Source organism: Bradyrhizobium sp. SZCCHNS1022, from assembly GCF_032484835.1.
Classification (GTDB): Bacteria; Pseudomonadota; Alphaproteobacteria; order Rhizobiales; family Xanthobacteraceae; genus Bradyrhizobium.
Genome location: NZ_JAUETT010000005.1, coordinates 295,172 through 309,225, shown reverse-complemented (window position 1 = coordinate 309,225; position 14,054 = coordinate 295,172). Strand labels below are relative to the sequence as shown.

At 63.7% G+C, this 14,054-nt stretch carries 15 protein-coding genes and 1 pseudogene; 10 read left to right on the top strand and 6 right to left on the bottom strand.

The window, feature by feature from the left end:
- Positions 1 to 87: 87 nt before the first annotated feature.
- From QX071_RS26850 to QX071_RS26840, 3 genes and pseudogenes are all read right to left on the bottom strand, one after another.
- Entirely contained in the window at positions 88 to 906 is an 819-nt protein-coding gene (locus QX071_RS26850; protein WP_315705203.1) for a DUF2182 domain-containing protein, read from the bottom strand.
- Between the two features lie 25 nt (positions 907 to 931).
- Positions 932 to 1,564, bottom strand: coding sequence for a DUF1326 domain-containing protein (locus QX071_RS26845; RefSeq protein ID WP_315705204.1), 633 nt, complete (start codon positions 1,562 to 1,564; stop codon positions 932 to 934).
- 185 nt (positions 1,565 to 1,749) lie between these two features.
- Positions 1,750 to 1,866, bottom strand: a pseudogene (locus QX071_RS26840) (DUF736 family protein); the annotation flags it as partial.
- Positions 1,867 to 1,932: 66 nt separating this feature from the next.
- On the opposite strand from QX071_RS26840, the gene QX071_RS26835 reads away from it, so the two are divergent.
- From QX071_RS26835 to QX071_RS26800, 8 genes are all read left to right on the top strand, one after another.
- Positions 1,933 to 2,610 carry a transposase gene (locus QX071_RS26835; protein ID WP_315705205.1) on the top strand — a complete coding sequence of 226 codons (678 nt, stop codon included), beginning with the start codon at positions 1,933 to 1,935 and terminating at the stop codon, positions 2,608 to 2,610.
- A 290-nt stretch (positions 2,611 to 2,900) separates the two neighbouring features.
- Complete coding sequence (locus QX071_RS26830; protein WP_315705206.1) at positions 2,901 to 4,154, top strand: MgtC/SapB family protein; 1,254 nt, start codon at positions 2,901 to 2,903, stop codon at positions 4,152 to 4,154.
- Between the two features lie 779 nt (positions 4,155 to 4,933).
- Positions 4,934 to 5,146, top strand: coding sequence for a hypothetical protein (locus QX071_RS26825; RefSeq protein ID WP_315705207.1), 213 nt, complete (start codon positions 4,934 to 4,936; stop codon positions 5,144 to 5,146).
- Positions 5,147 to 5,349: 203 nt separating this feature from the next.
- Positions 5,350 to 5,889, top strand: a complete 540-nt coding sequence (locus QX071_RS26820; RefSeq protein ID WP_315705208.1) for a TRAP transporter small permease subunit — start codon at positions 5,350 to 5,352, stop codon at positions 5,887 to 5,889.
- On the top strand, positions 5,886 to 7,490 hold the full coding sequence (locus tag QX071_RS26815) for a TRAP transporter large permease subunit (protein ID WP_315705209.1): 1,605 nt from the start codon (positions 5,886 to 5,888) through the stop codon (positions 7,488 to 7,490). Before QX071_RS26820 ends, QX071_RS26815 begins: the two co-directional genes overlap by 4 nt.
- 47 nt (positions 7,491 to 7,537) lie before the next feature.
- Positions 7,538 to 7,774, top strand: coding sequence for a hypothetical protein (locus QX071_RS26810; RefSeq protein ID WP_315705210.1), 237 nt, complete (start codon positions 7,538 to 7,540; stop codon positions 7,772 to 7,774).
- Positions 7,775 to 8,061: 287 nt separating this feature from the next.
- A complete protein-coding gene (locus tag QX071_RS26805; RefSeq protein ID WP_315705211.1) occupies positions 8,062 to 8,829 on the top strand; it encodes a class I SAM-dependent methyltransferase in 768 nt (255 codons plus the stop codon).
- A gap of 293 nt (positions 8,830 to 9,122) precedes the next feature.
- Positions 9,123 to 10,079: an IS110 family transposase gene (locus tag QX071_RS26800; protein ID WP_315701447.1), complete on the top strand. Its 957-nt coding sequence runs from the start codon at positions 9,123 to 9,125 to the stop codon at positions 10,077 to 10,079.
- A gap of 78 nt (positions 10,080 to 10,157) precedes the next feature.
- Here QX071_RS26800 and moaA read toward each other — a convergent pair whose 3' ends face one another.
- The 3 genes from moaA to gph form a co-directional block, all read right to left on the bottom strand.
- Positions 10,158 to 11,192 (bottom strand): GTP 3',8-cyclase MoaA, encoded by a 1,035-nt coding sequence (gene moaA / locus QX071_RS26795; RefSeq protein WP_315705212.1) that lies wholly within the window; start codon positions 11,190 to 11,192, stop codon positions 10,158 to 10,160.
- Positions 11,193 to 11,334: 142 nt separating this feature from the next.
- On the bottom strand, positions 11,335 to 11,775 hold the full coding sequence (locus QX071_RS26790; protein ID WP_315705473.1) for a hypothetical protein: 441 nt from the start codon (positions 11,773 to 11,775) through the stop codon (positions 11,335 to 11,337).
- A 151-nt stretch (positions 11,776 to 11,926) separates the two neighbouring features.
- Positions 11,927 to 12,613: a phosphoglycolate phosphatase gene (gene gph / locus QX071_RS26785; RefSeq protein ID WP_315705213.1), complete on the bottom strand. Its 687-nt coding sequence runs from the start codon at positions 12,611 to 12,613 to the stop codon at positions 11,927 to 11,929.
- Between the two features lie 145 nt (positions 12,614 to 12,758).
- Between gph and rpiA the strand changes: the two genes are divergently transcribed.
- Both rpiA and QX071_RS26775 read left to right on the top strand, forming a co-directional pair.
- Entirely contained in the window at positions 12,759 to 13,457 is a 699-nt protein-coding gene (gene rpiA / locus QX071_RS26780) for a ribose-5-phosphate isomerase RpiA (RefSeq protein WP_315705474.1), read from the top strand.
- A gap of 47 nt (positions 13,458 to 13,504) precedes the next feature.
- Positions 13,505 to 14,032, top strand: coding sequence for a DUF2059 domain-containing protein (locus QX071_RS26775; protein ID WP_315705214.1), 528 nt, complete (start codon positions 13,505 to 13,507; stop codon positions 14,030 to 14,032).
- The last annotated feature ends 22 nt before the right edge of the window (positions 14,033 to 14,054 follow it).

Genomic DNA, 14,054 nt, shown 5'->3' with positions numbered 1-14,054 from the left:
GCTGGCGCCAGGCAGGTCGGTTGACGAACTGCGGTGTGACCGCCGATGCCAGCAGAGTTCTTCTGAGGGGCAGATGACCGCTGAACGTCACGCCAAGGACAGCAGCAGCCAGGCGCCGGCAGCGACAGATACGATCCCGGCGGCACGCGCGATCCAGCGTCCGACCGGTGTGAGTTTCTCCAACAGCACAAGCAGGGCCAAAAGCGCGATCCACAGCACGTTCATCACCCCGCCGACGAACAACAGCACCATCAGGACCCAGCAGCAGCCGACACAATAGCCACCGTGCCGAAGTCCCAGCAGCAGGCAGCCGCTGGGATCACTGCGAAAGCCACCATGCCGCATCAGGAACAGAAATGGCGACTGGCATTGGGCCAGACAGATGTCCTTAAGCGGAGTCCATTGATAGACGCCCGCCGCAATCAGCAGAACCCCGCCGAGCAGGCTGCTGGCGAGCACCATGCGGGAATCCAGCAGGGCGGCCCGCTCGATGGCCCATTGGAGAACGGTTGCTGCCAGCGAAAAGCCGCTCCAGGCCAGCAGGTAGCCGGCCGCAAACCAGCCGGTCGCAGCGAACGGCTTGCCCTGCGCCTTCCCGTGCCGACCCTCACGGGCGTACATCAGGATCATCGGCGCTGCGGAGGGCGCCATCATTCCCACCATCATCACCGCCCACATCAGGAACACATAGGCGAATTCGATGGCGCGCCACGGCGCATCGGCCGGCAGCATGATTCCGATCCCGGCCGGGATCATGCGGAACCCGGTCATGTCCATGCCGCCCATGTCCATGTCATTGGCGAGCCACAGCACATAGGCCCACGCCAGCGCGGCAATGAGGGCGATCGCGCCGCCGACGATCCAGCGATCGCGCCGCAGCACGGTTTCCAGGGCGGTGTCACTCATGTGCGATTGGATGTTGCCGGCCGTGTCAGGCCTGGTTGGACCAACTGATCGGCGCGTAGAGGCCGTTCTTGCCGGAATTGTCCCAGCGCATGCCATGATCGCTGAACGTGTTGCCGGCGGCGCCGACCGCCATCACCATTCGGTCGGGGGCGACGGGGTGGCCGATGTTCACCCACATTTCCCCGCTCGGATGCATGGTCGGCAACGGATCGACCGACATGTGCAGAATGCCGGGAATTTCGGCGGACCGCGTCTTGCCGTTGATCTGGAATGTGATCGGAGCCTTGCTCACACCCAGGTTCTTGCTGATCAGGGGCGTGAACGCCGCCATGGGACCGCCGGCCTCACCGCTGAAGATCGCGGTGAGCGCCTGGGTCTGCGCATCGTCGGCGCGCTCATCGATATAGGTGGCCTGCGACCAATTCCCCTCGGCCATGACACCGGGCGCATGGAGGACGACAAAGACGTTGAGCCCATCTAGCGCGACTTCGCCATAGCGGCCGCTTTCGATGTGGAAGACCAATGGCACGCCGCAATAGCCCTCGGTCGGCCGCGCCGTCAGCGGCGGCGCCGCCGACACGAGACACGGACAGACGAGGCTGCAACTACAATTCTCGAAATAGTCACCGGAAAGGTGCCACGGGACCTGGTCCGCCATCGCTCTCTCCCGCTTGGCTGAACCCGACGGATTGCTTTCGAACGGACGACCTATGGTGGAAAGCTACGCCGCGTAGGAGGGAACCGCAAGCCGATTCCGGTGTGGGGATACTTTGATTGGGTCCTACTCGGGCACGTGCCGCTCTGCACCACTCGAATGAAATACGGTAATTCCCTCGCTCCGCCGCCGTTGGGCTTGCGGCTGTGGGACCCGATCAGGGCGTAGGTCTCTGCGCTTTCGAAGAAGTTGGCGTAGATCGGCGCGTTGAAGGTCAAATCGTCCAGTTTGACCAAGAGATAATCTAATTACGTAATTACGGTGACAGTGCATTTAATTGACATCGGTGATCCGAGAGCGCAGAATGCGTCATGGCCCGCCTTGCCCGTGTCGTCGTTCCCGGTCTGCCGCACCATGTCACCCAGCGTGGCAATGGGCGGGCGAGGACCTTCTTCGGCGATGACGACTACGCGCTTTATCGCGACCTGCTTGCGACCCATTGCCTCGCGGCCGACGTGGAAGTGTGGGCGTGGTGTCTGATGCCGAACCATGTGCACCTGATCCTGGTGCCGTCGGACGCCGACGGCTTGCGCCGGGCGCTGTCGCGCGTGCATCGCGCCTATGCCGGGATCGTCCAGGCTCGCCGCAAGCGCAGCGGGCATTTCTGGCAGGGACGGTTCGGCGCCGTGGCGATGGATCAAGCGCATCTCGCGGCGGCGCTGCGCTATGTCAGTCTCAATCCGGTGCGGGCGCGGCTGGTCGAGCGCGCGCAGGATTGGCGATGGTCGAGCACGCGCGCGCATCTGCGCGGCAGGGACGACGGCGTGACCGCTCGCGCGGCGGTGAGGGAGATTTTTCCGGATGTCGCCGGGCTGCTGGGCAGCGCTCCGGAGGACGAGGATGATCTGTTCGGCCGTCTGCGTGCCGCCGAGAGCATCGGCCGGCCGGTCGGTAGCGACCGCTTCCTCGCCCGCATCGAGAAGCTGACCGGACGCGTGCTCAAAGCCGGCAAGCGCGGCCCGAAACCGGCCGAGCCGGAGGATCGTTGAGCGCGATGGCGCTTGAGTTAAATGCACTGTCACCGAAATCCCCGAAATCCCGCCGTGCCTGGAGGCCTGCACACATCCTTGGACGTTGCGTTGGGCTTTGCGAAGCCGGCGGCGCGGTCCCACCCCTTGCGAGGAAAGGCTATCGCGTATGACGTTTAGCCAGTGAGCTAGGCATCCGGCGGCGTCTGATCCGGATCGAGAGGATGGCAATTCCTCAGAGGGCGTTCTTGTGATACGCACGCGTCTTCTGCCTTTCGGCGTCGGCATATGTCGGAAAAGCGGAGGGAAGAATGAGCTTCGTCGATCCCGTGATCCTCAACCTAGCCGTCGCACTCGGGATCGGCCTGTTGATCGGTGCCGAGCGAGAACGCCGTAAAGGTGCTGGCCCGTCGCGTTCCCCAGCCGGATTACGAACGTTCGCCGTCACATCGCTTGCTGGTGCTATCAGCTTCCTTGTCGGCGGTCAGATGCTATTCGCGATTGCGACTGCGGGCGCAATCGCCCTGATCGCAGTCGCCTATTGGCGCGGGCATGGAGATGATCCTGGGCTTACCACCGAGATCGCACTGACGGCAACCGTCCTGCTAGGTGGCCTTGCGATGCAACGCCCCGCGCTGGCTGGAGGCATCGGGGTCGTCATCGCTGTTCTCCTCGCCGCCAAATCTCGGCTTCATCAGTTCGTCGGCAACATTCTCACGGAAGCCGAACTGCAAGACGCCCTGATTTTCGCGGCAGCGACGCTTGTCGTCCTGCCGCTCGTACCCGACCGTCCTTCGGGACCATACGGTGCACTAAATCCGCACTCGATTTGGATTGTCGTCATACTGATTATGGCGATCAGCGCCGTGGGCTATGTCGTAGTACGTATGATGGGCGCCAGATTTGGACTTCCGATCGCCGGCCTCGCCTCAGGCTTCATTTCGAGCACAGCAACCATCGCCGCAATGGGCGCTCGTGCTGCCAAGGCAAAGGAAGTGATCGCCGCTGCAGCTTCGGGCGCCGTATTGTCAACAATAGCAACGATCATCCAGATGGCACTCGTTTTGGCCGTCACAAGCATGGCGACCCTTCTATCCCTGGCAGTGTCTCTGATATGCGCCGGTATGGCTGCCACCGTCTACGGCGCGGCATTCACCGTGCTGGCGCTGCGACAGAGGACTGACGCGGAATTGCAGGGGGGCCGCGCGTTCAGTCTTTGGACGGCATTCGTGTTTGCATTGACCCTTTCCATCATTCTCGTCGCGTGCGCCGCGCTGCAGGATCGGTTCGGCGAGAATGGCATCATCATCGCCGCAGCCATTGCTGGTTTCGCTGATACACACTCCGCTGCGGTCTCGGTCGCTTCGCTTGTTGCGTCAGGGAAGATCACAGGATCTGACGCGATCCTGCCCATTCTGGCCGGGCTTTCGACGAATACGATCAGCAAGATCGTGCTTGCCGCCACGAGCGGCGGACTTTCGTTTGCTCTTCGCGTCGTCCCGGGATTGATCTTGGTTGCTCTCGCTGCCTGGACCGGCGCCTTCTACGGCTTGATCGTCGGCTGAAGGTTAGGTGGTGCGGAATCTTGTCGGTCGCCGCGCGGCGTGGAACCGCAAGGTGATCTCATGTGGCGGCAGCGGCGCGGAGGCGCTGAAGCCCGTCGGCCTGAGAGGGCAGGGATTGCGGGAACGTCTAGCGCATCGGCATCGGATTTACGGCGACAATGTTGGACTGCATTCATGTCACCGATATGAGACGCGCCCAGCTTTGTGAGCTGCCGGCGCAGAATACGCCGCCGCCCCAGGTCGCGAACGTCTGCAGAAATGGAGGCTTCGGCGAAGGAATTTCAGCGCGCCTTCATGGCTGAGACGTGGAGGAGGCGAGACCGGGCTTTTGAATTTCTCGGTAGATGACCTGGCTCCCGGCGCACCGGAGATTGAGACATCTATCGGGCGTGCCTTGTTGCTCCCAACTGTGGTTGCATTGCGTACACAGACAAGAATACCACGGCGCATCCTTGTCCCCATCGCCACGCGCTGTCTGCTCTACGCTTTTCGGGCAGGGGATTTCGCGATAGGTAACCTGTCGCCCTGCACACTTTGGATTAGCACACCCGCCTGGCTGTCCCAGTTGCTCCCAGCTGTAGCCGCACTGCGTGCAGAGACAAGCATAACATTTCGCATAGATTGGCATGTTGTGCTTCCTTTACAGGGGGCATCTCATCTCGTCGCCGTTCGATCGCACGCTTTTTCGATAGCAGTCGCTCCTGCACGTCTGTTTGATCTAAGGCAATCTTTAAGTGCATCGATGTGCAAGGCGTCCGTATGGATGTGGAGGGTTCGGCATGGGGCGGCTGCGCCTGCCCATGCTGATGGCGAACGTCGCGATCCGCCAGCCGTTGCCGATCGGCGATAGAGGCCTGGAGCTCGGCGATGCATGCGTTCGCCCGCGCCACCGTCTTTCCGCTGCCGCCATGCGTGAAGGTGGCAGGGGTGGCATTGAACATCCCGGCACCACGGCGCCCCCGGTTGCGACAGTTTGTCTACTTTTCGATTGACCTGACCGCGTCGCTTTGCGATGGAGCGCCACTCCTTGTCCGCGGCTCGAATAGGCCTACGGCGCTTCGGGCGTCGTCAAGATGGGCGGGAGCCGGACGGGGGCAGGCACCGTAGCAGTACGGTACTGTATTGCCGAGACCAGGCGTGCGCTTGATGTTGACGCGCTTGCCCGTCGTCCGAGTTGTGGCGAGGGGGAGGGGCTATGCGCGCATTGCTGGCGTTGAGCGCCGCGATTGACCAGCTGAACGAGAAGGTCGGCAACATCTGCAACGTGCTGGTGCTCGGGGCTTGCCTCGTCAGCGCCGTGAACGCGATGATCCGCTACGCCTTCAGCTACAGCTCCAACGGCTGGCTGGAGGCGCAATGGTACATGTTTGCGATCATCGTGATGCTCGGCGCGTCCTATACGTTCAAGCGCAATGAGCATGTCCGGGTCGAAATCTTCTACCTCATGCTCTCCGAACGCGGCCAGCTCTGGCTCGATCTTATCGGTACGTTGTTTTTCCTGATCCCGGTCTGCCTGCTGCTCGCCTACCTGTCCTGGCCGTTGTTCTACAACGCTTACGAAATCGGTGAATATTCCGGCAATGCGGGCGGATTGCTGCGCTGGCCGATCAAGGCGGTGCTGCCGGCCGGCTTCTTCATGGTGGCGCTGCAGGGCGTCTCCGAGGTCATCAAGCGTATCGCCGCACTGCGCGGCGAGCTGACCATCGATGCCAAATACGAGCGGCCGACCCAATGATCACAGTCGAGATGATGCCGCCGCTGATGTTCGGCGGCTTGGTGCTGGCGATGCTGATCGGCTACCCCGTCGCATTCACCCTGGCGGCGGTGGGCTTGTCGTTCGGCTTCCTGGCGATCCACGAAGGTTTCTTTGGCCTCAGCTTCCTCGAGGCCATTCCCGAGCGCGTCTACGGCAACGTGCTGGCGAACGACCTGCTGCTGGCGATCCCGTTCTTCACCTTCATGGGCTCCGTCCTGGAACGCTGCGGGCTTGCGGAGGACATGCTGGACTCGATGGGGCAGCTGTTTGGCCCGATCCGGGGCGGGCTCGGCTACTCCGTCATCATCGTCGGGTTCATCCTGGGGGCGATCACGGGCACCGTGGCGGCGCAGGTCATCGCCATGGCGCTGATCTCGATGCCGGTGATGATCCGCTACGGCTACAACATGCGCTACATCACCGGCGTGCTGGCGGCCTCCGGCACCATCACGCAGCTGGTGCCGCCCTCGCTGGTGTTGATCGTGCTGGCCGACCAGCTCGGCAAGTCGGTCGGCGACATGTATCTCGGCGCCTGGGGCCCCTCGGTGTTCCAGATCGTGCTGTTCGCCGGCTACACCTTCGTGCTCGGCCTCATCAAGCCCGACCACGTGCCGCCGGTGCCGAAGGAAGCGCGCACGCTGACCGGCTGGCCGCTGTGGCGCAAATGCCTGCTGGGCATCATTCCGTCTGCGGTGCTGATCTTCGTGGTGCTCGGCACCATGATGCTGGGCCTTGCAACGCCGACCGAAGCCGGCGCCATGGGCGCGGTCGGCGCCATCGTGCTCGCGGTCATTCACCACAAGGATTTCAGCTCGACCGGACGCAAGCTCCTGATCCTGGGCGTGATCGCCGGCGGCATCGGCACCATGGTCGGCATCTTCGTCGCCGAAAATCTCGTCTTCAAGATCAGCTTCGCGGTGGCCTATCTGGCCTTGGCGTGGGTCTGCATCGAAGCGATCAAGATCCCCGACCTGCGCAGCCTGATCCGGCAGGGCTATGAGACCACCATGCGCATCACCTGCATGGTGACATTCATCCTGATCGGTTCGACCTGTTTCTCGGTCGTGTTCCTCGGCTGTAATGGCGGGGTTTGGCTCGAGCATCTCCTGACTTCGCTGCCGGGCGGGGTGTGGGGCTTCCTGATCTTCATCAATCTCTTCATCTTCTTCCTGGCGTTCTTCCTCGACTTCTTCGAGATCGCCTTCATCATCCTGCCGATGATCGCCCCGATCGCGCAGAAGATCCTGGCGCCGGTGGTCGGCGCCGAGGCCGCGCTGATCTGGTTCGGCGTCATGCTGTGCGTGAACATGCAGACCTCGTTCCTGCATCCGCCGTTTGGGTTCGCGCTGTTCTATCTGCGCGGGGTTGCGCCCAAGGAGGTCAAGAGCTCGGATATCTATTGGGGCGCGATGCCCTGGATCGGCCTGCAGTTGATCATGGTCGCGCTGGTGATCGCATTCCCGATCACGGTCACGGGGCTGCTGGACGCGCCGAGCAAGGTGGATCTCGACAAGGTCAAGATCGAAATCCCGCAGATCGACTTGCCACCGCCGCTGAACTTCGACGAGCCGAAGAAGTAGCGGGGCGGAAGCGCCATCCATTCAGGTCTTACGCGGGGGATTAGCGGATGAGCAGGCCGAGCAAAACCGAAGCTGAACTGATCGCCATGGCGGTTGCCGAGCTGAAGGTTCACGCCGATTGTCCGGAAGGCATGCGCATTTCCATCGTGCGTGACGGCAGCTCCTGGGAATTCCGCGCCAGTGCCGACCAGGCGACGATCGACAAGCCCGGCTATCCCGAATGCGTCGCCATGCTGGTCCAGATCGGCGACCACCTGTCCAAGCAGTACGCCGTTCAGGATTAGTACGACTGCGTTCACAAGCGCGAGACATGGTCCGCTTCACGGTCATTCCGGGGCGATGCGCCAGCATCGAACCCGGAATCTCGAGATCCCGGGTTCAGCCCTGACGGGCTGCCCCGGAATGACGGCACGTGTGACGCAGTAGGGTGAGAGCCATCTTCGGACGCCCGAGCGGCCCATGGCCTGCATGCCTGCTCTCGCACCGGTCGTCGTTGCGGTTCTTGGTCCGGACGGTAGTGTGCCGGCCGTGTGCGCATCGCGGCGCACGTTGCGGCAGTGCAGGAGGTCCGATGGCTGTTCATGAAGCGGCACGACAGGGATTTTCCAAGGAATCGGCGAACTACGAGCGCGGCCGGCCGGAGTATCCGGGCGGGCTGCTCGGCTGGCTGAGCGACAGCCTGGGGGCCAAGCCCCGCGCGCAGGTGGTCGATCTCGGCGCCGGCACCGGCAAGTTCACCCGCCTGCTGGCGCGCACCGGTGCCGACGTGGTCGCGGTCGAGCCGGTCGATGCCATGCGCGAGCGGCTGGCGCTCTCCAGTCCTGACGTCCGAGCCCTGGCCGGCACAGCGGAGAGCATGCCGCTCGACGACCAGTCGCTCGATGCCGTGGCCTGCGCCCAGGCCTTTCATTGGTTCGCGAACGGCCGCGCCTTGCAGGAGATCCACCGCGTGCTGCGTCCGGGCGGGAGGCTTGGCCTGGTCTGGAACGTGCGCGAGGAGTCCGTCGATTGGGTCGCAGCCATCACCGCCATCATCACGCCGTATGAGGGCGATGCCCCGCGCCACTACACCGGCCGCTGGCGCGAGCCGTTCGACCAGCAGGATCTCTTCAGCCCGCTTCGGTGCAGCGTGTTCGCCAACAGCCATGTCGGCACGTTCGATCAGGTCGTGATCGATCGCACCATGTCGGTGAGCTTCATCGCGGCGCTGCCGGACGACGAGAAGCGCGCGGTCGAGGCGCGGCTGCGGGGGCTGCGCGATCTCTTCCCGGCGCTGCGCGAGGAAGAGATCAGCTTTCCCTATCGCACCGAGGCGTGGCTGTGCGAGCGCATAAATTAGTTGGAATTCGTTGGACGGGTTGAGCGTCGCGAAGCCAATCACACATCGATGGTCGAGCTGATGGGTATCTCCGCGCTCACCCCATCCGACTACTGAATTCCGATGATCACGAAGAATGGATTCCTGTATCTGACCGGGTGTCACTGTCATAGTGGCGGCGGGTAGAGACAGCTCGTTGGATTCCCGGTTGCCTCGGCGACCGTAACCCGGCTTGGGCGTCTCCGCTTGCCTTGTCTGATCGAACAGTCGCATGAGCGCCGATTTCCGGTAGCTCGCATACAGGTCTGATCCCCATGACAGCTCAGTCTCTTGCGCTCGCGGCCGGCATCGATGTCGGTCAGCGCTTTCTTGATGTCGGCCTTGCTCCCTCGGGCAAGACTTTCCGGGTTGCCAACGCTGCCGAAGGCGTTGCCGCCGTGGTCGAGCGGTTGACCCAGGCCGGCGTCGGCCGTGTCGTGCTGGAGGCGATCGGCCCCTATGCCCGGCAACTCGTCAGCGCTCTCGGCGCGGCCGGGTTCGAGGTCGGTCTCGTCAATCCGCGCCGCATCAAGGCATTCCGTGAGTTTGAAGGGCGCCGTGCCAAGACCGACAGGCTGGACGCGCGGCTGATTGCGCGCTTCGCTCTCGCCATGACCGACGCCATTCGCCCATTGCCATCCGCCGAGCAGCTGACGCTCAAGGCCCTCACCACACGTCGTCGCCAGCTCACGGAAATGATCGCCATGGAGAAGACACGGCTGAAACAAACCGCCGAGCCACTCCTATTGGACAATCACCGTGCCACCATCTCTGTTCTGACGACCCAGTGCCGCCAGATCGAGACCGAACTCGACCGCCGGATCGCCGCCGATCCGCAGCTTGCCTGCAGCTTCGAGATCCTCACCTCGATCCCCGGGATCGGCGAGCGCGTGGCCACTGTGCTGATCACCGAACTGCCTGAGATTGGCCGCGTCGATCGCAAGGCTGTCGCCAGCCTGGCCGGCCTCGCGCCGCATGTCAGCCAGTCCGGCAATGCGCCGCCCCGTGCCGCCATCTCGGGCGGCCGCCCTTGCGTGCGCACGGCGCTCTACATGGCCGCCCTCGTCGCCAGCCGTCACAATCCCCGAATGAAAGCCGCCTACCAAGCCCTGCGAGAACAGGGCAAGCCCGCCAAGCTCGCCCTCATTGCCATCGCCCGAAAGCTGTTGGTCACCGCAAACACCATGGTCAAAAACAACACCCGATATACCCAGCAATCGCTTGACAGCTAAGACAGTCGCCGGGCTCGCCGCTTATGCGGCGCCGCGGAATGACGACGGAGAGAGCGGGGCCGCTTTTGATCATACGGGCTAGCCGCCCGTCACGCTCATGTGGCGGCTGACGCTGGGGCGGTTGTGGCGGCGGTCGATGATGAAGTCGTGACCCTTGGGCTTCAGCCCGATCGCAACGTCGATCGCTTCGCTCAGGAGTTCGTCGCTTGCGGAGGCCCGCAATGGCTTGCGCAGGTCGGAGGCGTCCTCATGGCCGAGGCAGGTGTGCAGCGTGCCGGTGCAGGTGATGCGGACGCGGTTGCAGGCCTCGCAGAAATTATGCGTCATCGGGGTGATGAAGCCGAGCACTCCGCCGGTCTCGGCGACCTCTGCATAGCGCGCGGGTCCGCCGGTGGTGGTGTCGAGATCGGTCAGGGTGAACTGCTGGGCAAGCCGTGAGCGCACCAGCGAGAGCGGCAGATATTGATCGATGCGGCCGGCACCGATCTCGCCCATCGGCATCACCTCGATCAGCGTCAGCGCCATGCCCTTGCCATGGGCCCATTCGATCAGCGCCGGGATCTCGTCCTCGTTCATGTTCTTCAGCGCGACCGCGTTGATCTTCACCCGAAGCCCTGCGGCACGCGCGGCCTCGATGCCGGCGAGCACGCGGTCGAGATCGCCCCAGCGGGTGATGGTGCGGAATTTCTGCGGGTCCAGCGTATCGAGCGAGACGTTGATGCGACGCACGCCGCAATCGGCGAGCTCGGCGGCATATTTGGCGAGCTGGGTCGCATTGGTGGTCATCGTCAGCTCATCGAGCGCGCCGCTCTTCAGATGCCGCGACAGCGAACGCACCAGCCCCATCACGTTGCGCCGCACCAAGGGCTCGCCGCCGGTGAGCCGCAGCTTGCGCACACCCTTGTGGATGAAGGCCGAGCACAGCCGGTCGAGCTCCTCCAATGTCAGAAGATCGGCCTTGGGCAGGAATGTCATGTCTTCCGACATGCAATAGAAGCAGCGCAGGTCGCAGCGATCGGTGACGGACACGCGCAAATAGCTGATGGTCCGCCCGAACGGGTCGGTCATGGGGCGCGTCAGCGCGTTGGTATCGGTCAGCGAAGCAACGGTCATGGGGGGCCTTGCGGTGGCAACATTGCCACGGGGCAGCCGTGCGAGCGACGGCAAAACGAGATCGTCACCCAATCTAGTCACGATCGCGCCGTGTCACAATCGGTGACGCAAGCCGTTGTTCGGAGGACCGGCCGCGGCCGGATCAGCGTTGCGCTGCAGCAGGCGCAGCGGCATTGGCCGGGGCAGCCGCTGCCGGCTTCTTTATCCGCTTCGGCCGCATCCGCTTCGCCTTCGGGGCAGGCGCTGCCGGCTGCAGCTCCGCAGTGACCGGGTTGGGATCCAGGACCACCGGAGGCGAGGTGTTGAAGGCGCCGCTGTTGCGGATCACCTGGACCTGCACGGTCTCGGGCTGGAATTTGTCGAGGTTGAAGGTGACGGAGAAGCCGGAATCCGGCGCCGCGACCTGCACCGAGCAGGGCGTCTTGCAGCTCGGTCCGAGCGACGTCTTGGCCTCGGCGCCGGGCGGGGTCGATTCGAGCTGCACCGGGACTTCGGGCGGCGCCGATTTCAACATATCCATGGAAAACGAGGAGCAGCCGGCAAGGCTGAATCCCGCACATGCAATCGCGATCGCCCGCCGCATCATCTGTCCGCCCGGTCTACCTGCGGCCAACCGCCGCAATCCCCGGCGCGACCATAGGAGTGTCCGCACTGTGGCGCAACAGCCTCAATCCCATTATGAACAGATGGTTAAAGGTGGAATCTTTGGCGGTTTATAGAGTATATTCAGCTGATTAGGTGCCATTCTGAACCGGTCGTAGCGCCTCCACCGCGGCCGGCAGGTCCCTCATGTGATCGATCAGCTGGTCCGGATTGAGCTCGGCGATCGGTACGTCGGTATAGCCGAAGGTGCAGCCGATGACGGGCACGCCAGCGCGCCGCGCGGCGCCGACATCGGTTCCCGCATCCCCCACCATGACCGCCGCGCCGATGTCGCCGCCGGCACGCGCAATGGTCTGGCGCAGGATCGCCGGATCGGGCTTGGCGACGCCAAAGGTGTCGGCACCGCAGATCGCCGCGAACCGGGACGACAGTCCGAGCTGGTCAAGCAGCCGCTTGGAGAGCCATTCCAGCTTGTTGGTGCACACCGCGAATTGGCAACCGCGTTCGGCGAGCGCGTCGAGCGCCATTTCCAGCCCCTCGAAAGGGCGGGAGGCCACCGCGATATTCTCGCCATAATAGTCGATGAAGTCGGCGGTGAGGCGGTTCATCTCCTCAGGCCCGACGATCCGGCCCTCGGCCTCCAACCCGCGCTCGAGCAGCTTGCGTGCGCCGGCGCCGATCATGTTGCGCGCCGAGGCCAAGGGCAGCGCCGGCAGGCCTTCGCGCTCCAGCACGTAATTGAGCGCGCTGATCAGGTCCGGTGCGGTATCGACGAGCGTGCCGTCGAGATCGAAGACGATGGTGCGAGCATGTGCCATGGCCGATCCGCTACCGGTCGGACCGTCCGTGCGCAAGGGGCGGGCGGCGGATTTTTGTCCGGCTTCGGGTCGGTCAAGCGCTATCGCCCGCGGCAAAAGATCGCTAGATATGCGCCCGATTTTGGCGAAGGGTGGGATCTCGCGGGTGGATATCGACGGCTTGAAACGACAGGCGGCGGCGCGCGCGCTGGATCATGTGCGCGACGGCATGAAGCTCGGGCTCGGCACCGGCTCGACTGCCAAGCATTTCGTCGAATTGTTGGGCGAGAAGGTGCGCGCCGGGCTGAAGGTCGTCGGCGTACCGACCTCCGAGACCACGCGCGCGCAGGCCGCGGCTGCGGGCGTGCCGCTGACCACGCTGGACGAGATCGACCGGCTCGACCTCACCGTCGATGGCGCCGATGAGATCAATCCGTCGCTCGACCTGATCAAGGGCGGGGGCGGGGCGCTATTGCGCGAGAAGATCGTCGCATCTGCGTCGGATCGCATGATCGTGATCGCCGACGAGAGCAAGTGGGTCGATTGTCTCGGCCTATACCCGCTTCCCGTCGAGGTGATTCCCTTCGGGCTGGCGGCCACGCAGCGCGCGATGGCCGATGCCTTCGTAAGGAGTGGCGTGTCGGGCCAGATGGTGCTGCGCAAGGCCAGCGATGGCCACGTTTTCGTCACCGATGGCGGCCACTGGATTGTCGATGTCCGCCTGGGCGAAATCCAGGATGCGCCGCGTCTGGCGGGCTTTTTGAGCGCAATACCGGGTGTGGTCGAGCACGGGCTGTTCATCGGTCTGGCCAGCACGGCGATCCTGGCTGGCGCGCAAGGAATTCGCGTTATCGAGCGGCCCTAGTGCAAGTTGAACCTGCACTGGGGCCGCAATCTCACAGGAGACGAGGAATGAAGAGCGTTTTCGGAATCTTGCCGGCGGCCGGCTTTGTTCTGGCCATGGCCTTGACGGGCCCAGCCGCCGCGCAGCAGCAGGGGCAACCGCCGGCGCTCAAGCCGGCTTCGCCCGCCTGCATGGCGTCGGCGCGCGAGATTCTGGCGATGAAGAATGCGTCCGCCATGTACGCCAACGCGGTTCCCGGCATCGTGCAGCGCGCCAAGCAGACCCTGATCCAGTCCAACCTGAACTATCAGAAGGACCTGGACGAAGTTGCCGTGGTGGTGGCGCAGGCCTTCGCCGGCAAGGAGAAGGAGATCGGCGAGCAGATGGCGCAGATCTACTGCAACGAGTTCTCCGACCAGGAGATGAAGGATCTCGTCACCTTCTACAAATCGCCGCTCGGCCAGAAGCTGCTTGCGAACGAGCCCAAGGCTATCCAATTGAGCATGATGGCGATGAACCAGTGGGCGGCCACTTTCGAGGATACGGTCACCGCGCAATTCCGCGCCGAGATGAAGAAGCGCGGCAAGCAGATCTGATCGCTGCGCGAACAGGTCGAGG

What these genes read in the sequence shown, in the direction of transcription:
- QX071_RS26790 (WP_315705473.1), bottom strand. Translation starts at nt 11,775, where the DNA reads ATGCGGCGGGCGATCGCGATTGCATGTGCGGGATTCAGCCTTGCCGGC.
- QX071_RS26830 (WP_315705206.1), top strand. Translation starts at nt 2,901, where the DNA reads ATGAGCTTCGTCGATCCCGTGATCCTCAACCTAGCCGTCGCACTCGGG.
- QX071_RS26810 (WP_315705210.1), top strand. Translation starts at nt 7,538, where the DNA reads ATGAGCAGGCCGAGCAAAACCGAAGCTGAACTGATCGCCATGGCGGTT.
- QX071_RS26835 (WP_315705205.1), top strand. Translation starts at nt 1,933, where the DNA reads ATGGCCCGCCTTGCCCGTGTCGTCGTTCCCGGTCTGCCGCACCATGTC.
- QX071_RS26815 (WP_315705209.1), top strand. Translation starts at nt 5,886, where the DNA reads ATGATCACAGTCGAGATGATGCCGCCGCTGATGTTCGGCGGCTTGGTG.
- QX071_RS26805 (WP_315705211.1), top strand. Translation starts at nt 8,062, where the DNA reads ATGGCTGTTCATGAAGCGGCACGACAGGGATTTTCCAAGGAATCGGCG.
- QX071_RS26800 (WP_315701447.1), top strand. Translation starts at nt 9,123, where the DNA reads ATGACAGCTCAGTCTCTTGCGCTCGCGGCCGGCATCGATGTCGGTCAG.
- moaA (WP_315705212.1), bottom strand. Translation starts at nt 11,192, where the DNA reads ATGACCGTTGCTTCGCTGACCGATACCAACGCGCTGACGCGCCCCATG.
- QX071_RS26820 (WP_315705208.1), top strand. Translation starts at nt 5,350, where the DNA reads ATGCGCGCATTGCTGGCGTTGAGCGCCGCGATTGACCAGCTGAACGAG.
- QX071_RS26825 (WP_315705207.1), top strand. Translation starts at nt 4,934, where the DNA reads ATGGGGCGGCTGCGCCTGCCCATGCTGATGGCGAACGTCGCGATCCGC.
- gph (WP_315705213.1), bottom strand. Translation starts at nt 12,613, where the DNA reads ATGGCACATGCTCGCACCATCGTCTTCGATCTCGACGGCACGCTCGTC.
- QX071_RS26775 (WP_315705214.1), top strand. Translation starts at nt 13,505, where the DNA reads ATGAAGAGCGTTTTCGGAATCTTGCCGGCGGCCGGCTTTGTTCTGGCC.
- QX071_RS26845 (WP_315705204.1), bottom strand. Translation starts at nt 1,564, where the DNA reads ATGGCGGACCAGGTCCCGTGGCACCTTTCCGGTGACTATTTCGAGAAT.
- QX071_RS26850 (WP_315705203.1), bottom strand. Translation starts at nt 906, where the DNA reads ATGAGTGACACCGCCCTGGAAACCGTGCTGCGGCGCGATCGCTGGATC.